The 6,715-nt window shown below is 59.8% G+C and carries 9 protein-coding genes; 6 read left to right on the top strand and 3 right to left on the bottom strand.

Translation table 11 applies throughout. The features are described from left to right. Positions 1-300: 300 nt before the first annotated feature. Positions 301-645, bottom strand: coding sequence for a hypothetical protein (locus tag B146_RS0124370; RefSeq protein ID WP_019999091.1), 345 nt, complete (start codon positions 643-645; stop codon positions 301-303). Between the two features lie 105 nt (positions 646-750). Next, positions 751-1,143, bottom strand: a complete 393-nt coding sequence (locus B146_RS0124365) for a hypothetical protein (RefSeq protein WP_019999090.1) — start codon at positions 1,141-1,143, stop codon at positions 751-753. A 326-nt stretch (positions 1,144-1,469) separates the two neighbouring features. On the opposite strand from B146_RS0124365, the gene B146_RS0124360 reads away from it, so the two are divergent. Both B146_RS0124360 and B146_RS0124355 read left to right on the top strand, forming a co-directional pair. Then, positions 1,470-2,132 carry an SOS response-associated peptidase gene (locus B146_RS0124360; RefSeq protein ID WP_026358912.1) on the top strand — a complete coding sequence of 221 codons (663 nt, stop codon included), beginning with the start codon at positions 1,470-1,472 and terminating at the stop codon, positions 2,130-2,132. Beyond that, positions 2,119-2,562, top strand: a complete 444-nt coding sequence (locus B146_RS0124355) for a helix-turn-helix domain-containing protein (protein ID WP_162141979.1) — start codon at positions 2,119-2,121, stop codon at positions 2,560-2,562. The genes B146_RS0124360 and B146_RS0124355 overlap by 14 nt, the downstream gene beginning before the upstream one ends. 115 nt (positions 2,563-2,677) lie before the next feature. Here the strand turns inward: B146_RS0124355 and B146_RS28810 are convergent, their stop codons facing one another. Beyond that, on the bottom strand, positions 2,678-2,854 hold the full coding sequence (locus B146_RS28810) for a transposase (RefSeq protein ID WP_081631132.1): 177 nt from the start codon (positions 2,852-2,854) through the stop codon (positions 2,678-2,680). Between the two features lie 206 nt (positions 2,855-3,060). Between B146_RS28810 and B146_RS28130 the strand changes: the two genes are divergently transcribed. The 4 genes from B146_RS28130 to B146_RS30040 form a co-directional block, all read left to right on the top strand. Next, positions 3,061-5,112 (top strand): HAMP domain-containing methyl-accepting chemotaxis protein, encoded by a 2,052-nt coding sequence (locus tag B146_RS28130; RefSeq protein ID WP_244498276.1) that lies wholly within the window; start codon positions 3,061-3,063, stop codon positions 5,110-5,112. 179 nt (positions 5,113-5,291) lie between these two features. After that, entirely contained in the window at positions 5,292-5,651 is a 360-nt protein-coding gene (locus B146_RS0124340) for a hypothetical protein (protein WP_019999085.1), read from the top strand. Between the two features lie 78 nt (positions 5,652-5,729). Then, a protein-coding gene (locus B146_RS0124335; RefSeq protein ID WP_155897711.1) for an IS5 family transposase occupies positions 5,730-6,499 on the top strand; the annotation gives its coding sequence in 2 pieces (ribosomal slippage) (positions 5,730-6,042 and positions 6,042-6,499; 771 coding nt in all). Positions 6,500-6,579: 80 nt separating this feature from the next. Next, on the top strand, positions 6,580-6,715 hold a 136-nt coding region (locus B146_RS30040), incomplete at its 3' end, for a helix-turn-helix domain-containing protein (RefSeq protein ID WP_019999082.1).

Here is a 6,715-nt window from a genome sequence, read left to right as displayed (position 1 = left end):
GGCGCGCAGTTCGGCGATCTCGGCGAAGATGTCGTAGGTCATTTGAAGCTCCTTCGTTGATGACGAAGGAAGACCCACGGGTAAGGGAGAAGGGGGTCAGGGATCGCCGCCAGGCGACCGGCGGAGCCGGCGATGGGGGAGCCGAAATNCGCAGCATTTTGGGGGGACCATCGTCCTTGACGCCCGAGGCCGTCCCGTATCCTGGGACGTCATCAGGGAGGAAAGGTAGGATAGGGCGCTGGAACCGCCCCCGCGCCGCCTCGCGGCGCCAACAGGGGATATATCAGCAAGGACAGAAGGCTACCCCGCCTTCCTGGCCATCTCCCGATCCATTTCATGGGCGGTGTTCGGCCGCACCGCAATGGCGCCGAGGATCTCGGCCTTGTCCTGCGGGTTGAACATGAGATCCTCGAACACCTCCAGGCGCTTCTTGAGACGGTTGATCTTGTCTCGAAACAGCGTGGGATCGGGAAGGGACTGGCACAGGGCTTCGACCAGGGCGATCTGGTCAGCGGTGTCGATCGAGAGCCCGGTATAGGTCCGCCGCTGTTCGGCCAGATGCTCCTTGGCCGACACCAGGCCATTGAGCGAGCGGTCCAAACGCATATCGATGACCGCGATTTCTTTGGCCGTGAGCTTCAGCATGGGTGTCCTTGAGAGAGAGGGCCGACCCGGGCCATATGTGGCGCAGCAAGGAATTGGGAGGGACGCTCCCTCCCGAACCGTCAGCCCAGCGAAAGCCTGCCTGTCTCAGGCGGCGATGCGCACCACCTCGCGCGGCACGAAGCGCAGACCGCAGGTCGTTTCCAGCTTGTCGAGGATGGCGGTGAGCCCTTCCAGATCGCCTTCGGTGAGGCTGGTGTCGGTCGTGTTGGGAAGGTTCGGCATCGTGTTCTTCTCGACGCGGACAGAGACCCGGACCGGTTCGAGGAGGGCAATGGGACGGTGTGCGTGCCAGAACCACTCGATCTCCTCAAGATCCGAGCCATCCTCCAAACCGTCAATGAGAGTCTTCAGTTCTTCGGCGAGCTTGGCGTGCGCCTGTCGGGCGAGAGCGCCGGCACAGGCTTTCCCGCGCACGGCCACCTTCGGCTGGATGCGCTTGAGGTTCGAGAGCAGGGTGGATGCTTTGAAATCAGACATGATGTTCTCCTTTCGCTGACGAAAGGAGCCCACATTGTAGGCCAGAGGGGTCAAGGATCGTCGCAGACGACCGGCGGAGCCGGCAAGCGGGGGAGCCGATTTTCTCGGCCCTTAGGCCGTGAAAATTGGGGGGGACCGCGCAGTCCTTGACGCCGGATGGCCTGACGTAAAATGCCTTAGTCAGAGAGAGAGACCCCGACCCCGAAGGGGACGGGTCCGTATGGATGGCTCTGGACGTGTCAGGCGGACTAAGGTCGGGCCTCGATTGAAGCGTCCATCGAATGGTCGCGCTGGACGATCGCCGAGCGAACTGCACATCCATCAGCATGTGCAATCTTTACAGCCTGACCAAGGGCCAAGCGGCCATCCTTGAGTTCACCCGTGCGGCAGTCGATCGAACCGGCAATCTGCCTCCGTTGCCGGGCGTTTTTCTCGACACCATGGCGCCGATCGTGCGGACCATCGGATGCGAGCGCGAGCTGACGATGGCGCGCTGGGGCATGCCATCACCCGCCTTCGCACTGAAGGGCAAGGCGGTTGACGGTGGCGTCACCAACATCCGCAACACCAAGAGCCCGCACTGGCGACGCTGGCTTGGACCGGAGCATCGCTGCCTCGTGCCGATGACGAGCTTCAGCGAGTACGACACGGTGGACGGCAAGAAGGTGCCGGCGTGGTTTGCAGCCAGCGACGAACGGCCCTTGATGGTGTTCGCGGGCCTCTGGACGAACTGGACGTCGACCCGGAAGGTGAAGGAGGGAGAGGTGAATGCGGACCTCTACGGCTTCCTGACGACCGAGCCGAATGCGGTCGTGGCGCCGATCCACCCCAAAGCAATGCCGGTGATCCTGACGACGGCTGAAGAGATGGGCATCTGGCTCGAGGCACCATGGGCCGAGGCTGCGGCGTTGCAGCGTCCTTTGCCCGACGGTGCTCTGCGCGTCGTGGCGAAGGGGTCGAGACGGGATGGCGCCGATGATGGACAGTGAGGAGGTCTACCGGGCAAGGTTGGCGGAGTGTCTCGCAGCAGCGGAGGCGACGAACCTGCCGCAGGTCAGGGAGCGTCACCTGACGGCAGCAAGGTCCTGGCAAACGCTTCTGGACACGGTGTTGGAACGCAAGGCCAACGTCGCCGCTCTTCAGGGGGCACAGATGCGCCACCACCAGAAGGCCTCAACGATGAGCGAGACCGAATACGAAATTGCTGATACCGCGGTGGATGCGATCGAGGATGGGACGCCGGTGATGAAGGCGTTCCGCCAGTCGACGGGACGATCGCAGCACGACGTGGTCGTGAAAGCTGGCATCACCGAGGAGCGGCTGGCGGAGATCGAGCAAGGATCGACAGCTAGCGCTGACGAGCTAGCGAGGATTTCCAATGTGCTGGGAACTCCTGCGGACTTGCTGGTCGATGAGTAGTACAACCGCCGAGAGTATAGTGTTTACAACTTATGTAAACATTTAGGTGGAATAATGAGCCATAGGATTCTTTGGTATGGCCATGCGCATCTCAAACAAGACGAAGCTGGCTACCTCAGCCGGTACGCAAGATGAACATTATCCCGTCGAGGAGCTGACGATGGTCGTGCGACGGACTCGCCTTGCGACCTTTGCTTAGCAAAAGATCGTCGATCACCAGCCACTCCTCGCCCGTCAGATTGCCTCGCGTCAACTCCATCGAAAAAGTAGCATTAAACCAAATCTCAGCCATTTAATGGCCCGACTATATATCAACAACACTCAACAATAAGTAACTCTTGTCGATGCAGAAGGCATGTACCTCTCAAATATTAGAGATGAACATGAAAAGATTCTTTTACCTGGCAAATTTTTGGACAAAGCCATGCCCTGTCAACGAAAAAGTTACTAATCCATTTCAAAATTTCCATACATTGGATCTATTACAAAGGCTAAATGATGAAATTTCCTATCGGTATGAAGCTGGGCGCAGGGTTTGCAACTGTTCTTATTATGACGACAGCTGTGGGGTACTTCGGCGTTCAGGCGTTAGGCCAAAGCAACCAAACCCTGGTGCGGTTCACAGAACGTCCGTTCCAACAGGTGCAGGGACTAGGCGAAATCTCAGCAAGCCTCGAAGCGACGCGCCGATTTGCTCGAAACATCGCTGCGGAAGCCTCACCCGACGTTCGGGCAGCTCAGATGAAGTCCTATGAGGACGCCTGGACGAAGCTGATAGCGTCCCTCGACCGATATGAAACCGGTGTCCAGACATCGGAAGGTAAGCTCGCCATGGCCGAACTTCGTCCCTCGATCGATGCCCTGCGCCCGGTGGCCGATCAGATCATGGCGGATGCAATGCTGGTGAACCCGAATGAAGCACAAGATGTGCTGACCCATTCGGCGTCTGCTCTCGCCACGGTCCGCTCCGCGATCGACGCCATGATGGAGAAGGTTATCGCAGCGAACCTCGGCGCAGAGCCACTGCGTCTCCTGGCAGAAACCGATGCTGGCGTCCTGACATCGGTCATCGCTACGCTGAGCATCATCGTCGATACCGATCATGCGAGGATCCAAGCGAGCAGCACGGAATTGAACGAGCTTGCGGTTTCCGTTCGCGCAAATCTTGAAACCCTTCGTGGCGTGCTTCCGACAGGCTTGCGTTCCGACGTCGAGCAACTGAATGTCAAAGCGGGAAACCTGTTTGCCGAACTTCGGACAAGCGGCGACAAAGGGCTTCTCAAGCGCGCGGCCGCCCTCAGCCAATTTATCGTCGAGAAGCAGCGTCCAGCAAGCGACGCGGTTGCCAAGATTGTCGGACAGCTGACGGTCAGAGCAAACGAACGGGCCGAGGCCTTCAAAGCAGAATCGGAAGCGAGCTACGTAGAAACCCGCAACCTCGCGATCGGCCTCGTGATTGCTGCGGTGCTGGCTGGGGGCGGCATTGCAGCATGGTTGTCGTTGTCGACGGCGCGTCGCTTGCGTCGGTCGGTGAACCTTGCCACAGCAATCGGGAAGGGCGATTTGACCCAAGACGCGAATGCCAAGGGGTCCGACGAGATCGCGGAGTTGGAGCGTGCCATGGCCGCGATGTCTTCGACATTGCGTGGGATTGTGACGGACGTGCGGACGTCCGCTGAACAAGTGGCATCAGGCTCTACTCAATCTGCCGCGTCCGCGATGCAACTTTCATCGGGTTCGACCGAGCAAGCTGCCGCGAGTGAAGAAGCGTCTGCAGCCATTGAAGAAATGGCCGCGAACGTTCGGCAAAACTCGGACAACGCGACACAGACGGAAAAGATTGCGACGCTAGCAGCTGAAAATGCCACTCGATCTGGCGAAGCGGTTGCCAAATCTGTGAACGCAATGCGTACCATTGCCGACAAGATTGCCGTTGTGCAGGAGATAGCCCGTCAGACCGATTTGTTGGCGTTGAACGCTGCCATCGAGGCGGCACGTGCCGGTCAGCATGGCAAAGGTTTTGCTGTCGTGGCAAGCGAGGTCCGCAAACTCGCCGAGCGCAGCCAAGTCGCCGCTACAGAGATCAATAACTTGTCGACCGATACGCTGATCGTAGCGGAAGAGGCGGGTACGTTGCTGAACCAGCTCGTACCCGATATCCAGCGTACGGCAGAGTTGGTATCCGAAATTTCGGCGGCTTGCCGCGAGCAGTCGATCGGGACTGAGCAAATCAATCAAGCGATCCTTCAACTGGATCAAGTGACACAGGCCAACGCTGGCGCAGCCAATGAAATGTCCGCGACGGCATCCCAGCTTTCGGCTGAAGCCGGGCGATTGAGCGAACGGGCAGGGTACTTTCGGGTCAGTGAGCAACACGCAGGGGCTGGGTTAGCTCCGTCGCCTCGGCAGGAAAGCGTTCAGGCGCTAAGACAACGAGTGCAGGCATTCGGTGCGCAGCACGGTGCAACGATGTCGCGCGAAAACCCAAGGAAGGCCAATAGCGGTTTTGATATCGATATGAGCGACGAATTTGAACGTATGAGTGCCTGAAGCTCGACCTGTTTCTCAGGATAAGACCCCATCGATCGCCGAGGCTGGATCTGATCCGGGCTCCTTCAGGGGCTTGGATCAGATCGGTTTGTACTGGCTAACGGACTAGCGCTAAGGAGCTAGCGAGGATTTCCGATGCGCTGAGCGTTCCTCAGAACCTTCTAATCGATGAGTAGCGGATGAGAGCGTTCTGGAACGATTGCGGCGTCGGCGTGCCCCCCGAACAGGCTCAAGAGGTTGATCTGCACGCGGCTGGCCTGATCTGGTCCGACCAGATCCGCGCTGTGGAAGGGAACTTCCTCGGCCTGATCGATGAGGAGGACAGAACAATCCAATTCTATATCGAGGCTGACATTCCGGACGATATCGAGGATGCCCGTCATCTTCGGATTGTCCTGATGGATTTCCCGCAACCTGAACAGAGCGGGTCCTTTGGAAGGCAGGTGGCGATGGGCGAAGTCCATGGGCTGATCGAGACGGCCTTCAGGGTCGGTCTCGATTACCGCCATTTTGGCGAGCTGACGTTTTCGCCCTGGTAGCGCCAAGGCCGTTATGGCCTGTTAGCGCCAGAGGCCGACTCTATGTCGCTGGCTTTTCCCATGAGGAGAAGGGCGCAGATGCTGAGTGACGAGCAATGGTCTGATTTGGAGCCACTGATCGAGGCGTGCCGCCCGCATGCGAAGGTTCCGAGCCCGCACCTTCGTCGGACGATCGAGGCGATCCTCTGGCGTCATCAGAACGGAGCGAAGTGGCGTGCTCTGCCTGCCGAGTTCGGCCCATGGTGGATGGCGGCGCAGACCTTCATCTGCTGGGCGCGGCTTGGCGTCTGGGAAAGGCTTCTTGGGCTGGTTCAGGAGCGCGGCGTCAGGCTCGACATGGTGTTCCTGGACGGCACGAACATCCGCGCCCACAGACAAGCGGCAGGTGCCAGGCGAAAGGGGGATCTGCAAAGGAGCGAGATGGCCGTGAAGCGCTTGGCCGATCTCGTGGTGGCCACGGCACCAAGGCCTGCGTGATGGCCGACGGCGCCGGGCGAGCGATTGCCTTCCGCCTGGCGCCAGGACAGGCCCACGAACTGCCGCATGGCATCCCACTTTTGGATCGATTGCCCGGCGTCCCAAAGTGGGTCGTGGCCGACCGCGGCTATAACAGTCATGCCTTCCGCCAGCACATCTGGGACTTGGGCGCCCGGCCTGCCATCCCGCCACTTCGCCATGAGGCGCCTGTCGCCTGCCCGGACTGGATCTACAACAACCGCAATCGGGTCGAACGCCTGTGGGCCCGGCTCAAGGAGTGGCGCGCCGTCGCCACCCGTTACGAGAAGACCGCCGCCATCTTCCTCGGCGTCCTCTGCCTCGCCGCAGCCCTCGATTGGATCAGGCGCTAACAGGCCCTAGAGCGTTTTCCCTCCGGGTAGAGTCTTAGCGTCATTCATGATTCCCTCTGTCGATCGGAAGGGAGGCAAGGATGGCAAGAGCTTTGTCGATCGATCTTCGGCATCGGGTTTTGCGGGCGATGCGCGAGGGCGCCTCGACCCATGTAGCGGCTGAGCGGTTTGGGATCGCGATTGCCACGGCGGTGCGCTGGCGCTCGCAGGATCGGG

The organism is Aureimonas ureilytica DSM 18598 = NBRC 106430 (genome assembly GCF_000382705.1).
Lineage (GTDB): Bacteria > Pseudomonadota > Alphaproteobacteria > Rhizobiales > Rhizobiaceae > Aureimonas > Aureimonas ureilytica.
Note: the sequence above shows the minus strand (reverse complement) of the source record. Positions and strands in the feature narration are given on the sequence as shown.

Excerpts from the sequence above, each read along its gene's own strand:
- B146_RS0124370 (WP_019999091.1), bottom strand. The coding sequence starts at position 645 with ATGCTGAAGCTCACGGCCAAAGAAATCGCGGTCATCGATATGCGTTTG.
- B146_RS0124365 (WP_019999090.1), bottom strand. The coding sequence starts at position 1,143 with ATGTCTGATTTCAAAGCATCCACCCTGCTCTCGAACCTCAAGCGCATC.
- B146_RS0124360 (WP_026358912.1), top strand. The coding sequence starts at position 1,470 with ATGTGCAATCTTTACAGCCTGACCAAGGGCCAAGCGGCCATCCTTGAG.
- B146_RS0124355 (WP_162141979.1), top strand. The coding sequence starts at position 2,119 with ATGATGGACAGTGAGGAGGTCTACCGGGCAAGGTTGGCGGAGTGTCTC.
- B146_RS28810 (WP_081631132.1), bottom strand. The coding sequence starts at position 2,854 with ATGGCTGAGATTTGGTTTAATGCTACTTTTTCGATGGAGTTGACGCGA.
- B146_RS28130 (WP_244498276.1), top strand. The coding sequence starts at position 3,061 with ATGAAATTTCCTATCGGTATGAAGCTGGGCGCAGGGTTTGCAACTGTT.
- B146_RS0124340 (WP_019999085.1), top strand. The coding sequence starts at position 5,292 with ATGAGAGCGTTCTGGAACGATTGCGGCGTCGGCGTGCCCCCCGAACAG.